Here is a 2,156-nt window from a genome sequence, read left to right as displayed (position 1 = left end):
CTGCTTGTTGCATTACTGGGTCTGAGTCTTAGCGCGTGTGTCCCTTATTACGGTGGAGGTTCAAGCTATTACAGCTCCGAAGTCTACAGTTCCCCCGCGCCTGCCTATTACTACGGTGGTGGGTCTTCCTATTACTCCACTGGCCGCAGTTACTACGCACCGCGCTACTACCAGCCGGCACCCCGTTATTACCAACCGGCTCCGCGCTACCACCAGCCACCCCGGGCGGTGTACCGGCCTTATCCGAACCAGGGTTGGGGCGGGCATGATCGCCACAGCAACCGGGGCAACAACAATTGGGGCAACAACGGTGGCAACCGGGATTGGGGCGGTCACGGCGGACGTGGCGATCGTGACCGTGGCGACCATGGGCGAGGCGGTCGCGGCCATTGATTCTCTGTAGGCCAAAAGCCTGTAGCCGCTGTCGGCGGCTACAGGCTTTTTAGTAATCCGTCAGGTCCGCCAGGGGATGGCGGCCTTCCCAGGCCTTGTGGAAATGCGCTTCCACCACCGCTTCGGGCACACTGCTGATATCCGACCAATGCCAATGGGGTTGATGATCCTTGTCGATCAGGCGTGCACGCACCCCTTCGGCGAATTCCGGGTGCCGACAGCAGTTCAGGCTCAGGGTGTATTCCATCTGGAATACCTCAGCCAGAGAGAGGTAGCGGGCACGGCGGATCTGCTCCCATACCAGGTGCGCGGTGAGCGGGCAGCCCTCGACCAGGGTCTTGGCCGCTCGGCTGTAGAGGGCATCGCTGTGGTTCTGCAACTGGCTGATGGCACGCCAGGCACAGGCCACGTCACTGACGTCCAGCCAGGCGTCGATCTGCTGCCGACGCGGCAGCCATTGGGCCTCGGGCAGTTGAGCCGACGCTTCCTGCTGCAACGCCTTGAGCAAACTGTTGAGTTGCCTTGGTGTCTGTTCCTGCCAGTTCAACTGCAACAGCCCCTCGATCAGTGCTTCCTGTTGTTCGTCCAGCAGGAAGCGATCGGCGAGGTTCAGGTCCAGGGCATCGCGGCCATTCATGTGGGCGCCGGTCAGCCCCAGGAACAAGCCGAGCTTGCCGGGCATCCGCGAGAGGAACCAACTGGCGCCGACGTCGGGATACAGGCCGATGCTGATTTCCGGCATTGCCAGGCGACTGCTGGGGGTGACGATACGAATCCCGGCGCCTTGCAGCAGGCCCATGCCGCCGCCGAGCACATAGCCGTGGCCCCAGCAGATCACGGGTTTGGGGTAGGTGTGCAGGCGATAGTCGAGACGGTATTCCGCTGCGAAAAAATGCCCGGCCAAGGCCGGCACTTCGCCGGGGTGATCGAGGCAAGCCTGGGCCAGGCTGCGTACCTCGCCGCCGGCACAGAAGGCCTTGGTGCCGTTACCCCGCAGCAGCACACAGACCACTTGCGGATCCTTGGCCCAAGCGTCGAGGCGCTCGCTCAACTGCTGGATCATGGGCAGCGACAGGGCATTCAGGGATTTTTCCGCGTCCAGGGTGGCAATGGCGATGCGTGCGCCATCGGTGCCGGTGAGTTCTTCGACGTGCAGGTTCATCGTGACCTCGAGGGGAAATAGGAGCGATCAGTATGATCGCTGGTAGGGAAAGTGCCGGTTCTGTGTCAGATCAATTGACAAGCGAAGTCGGCTTTCCTAGGGTGCGGCCATTGTTTTTTCACGGGCATGGCCATGACTGCTGACGATCGTATCAAACTCGAACCGAGCTGGAAGGAGGCGCTGCGTGCCGAATTCGAGCAGCCCTACATGGGCGAACTGCGCGAATTCCTGCGCCAGGAACATGCCGCCGGCAAGGAAATCTATCCGCCGGGTCCGATGATCTTCAATGCCTTGAACTCGACACCGCTGGACAAGGTCAAGGTGGTGATTCTCGGCCAGGACCCGTACCACGGGCCGGGGCAGGCCCACGGCTTGTGCTTCTCGGTACAGCCCGGGGTACCAGCGCCGCCCTCGCTGGTGAACATCTATAAAGAGCTCAAGCGTGACCTCAACATCGACATTCCCAACCATGGCTACCTGCAAAGCTGGGCCGACCAGGGTGTGCTGATGCTCAACACCACCATGACCGTGGAGCGGGCCAACGCGGCGTCCCATGCGGGCAAGGGTTGGCAGTTCTTCACCGATCGGATCATCGAAGTGG

At 61.6% G+C, this 2,156-nt stretch carries 3 protein-coding genes; 2 read left to right on the top strand and 1 reads right to left on the bottom strand.

Annotation, left to right across the window (positions count from 1 at the left end; translation table 11 throughout):
* Nucleotides 1-393 (top strand): hypothetical protein (locus BLX41_RS19970; RefSeq protein WP_259745028.1); only part of this gene is annotated, 393 nt, incomplete at its 5' end.
* Between the two features lie 49 nt (nucleotides 394-442).
* Here the strand turns inward: BLX41_RS19970 and BLX41_RS19965 are convergent.
* A complete protein-coding gene (locus BLX41_RS19965) occupies nucleotides 443-1,555 on the bottom strand; it encodes an enoyl-CoA hydratase/isomerase family protein (RefSeq protein ID WP_123726281.1) in 1,113 nt (370 codons plus the stop codon).
* Nucleotides 1,556-1,687: 132 nt separating this feature from the next.
* On the opposite strand from BLX41_RS19965, the gene ung reads away from it, so the two are divergent.
* Nucleotides 1,688-2,156, top strand: a 469-nt coding sequence (gene ung / locus BLX41_RS19960; protein ID WP_259745027.1) for a uracil-DNA glycosylase, incomplete at its 3' end; no start/stop codon positions are given.

The organism is Pseudomonas protegens (assembly GCF_003732485.1).
GTDB lineage: Bacteria > Pseudomonadota > Gammaproteobacteria > Pseudomonadales > Pseudomonadaceae > Aquipseudomonas > Aquipseudomonas protegens_B.
The sequence above is the reverse complement of the archived record's forward strand: the minus strand, read 5'-3'. Positions and strand labels throughout refer to the sequence as shown.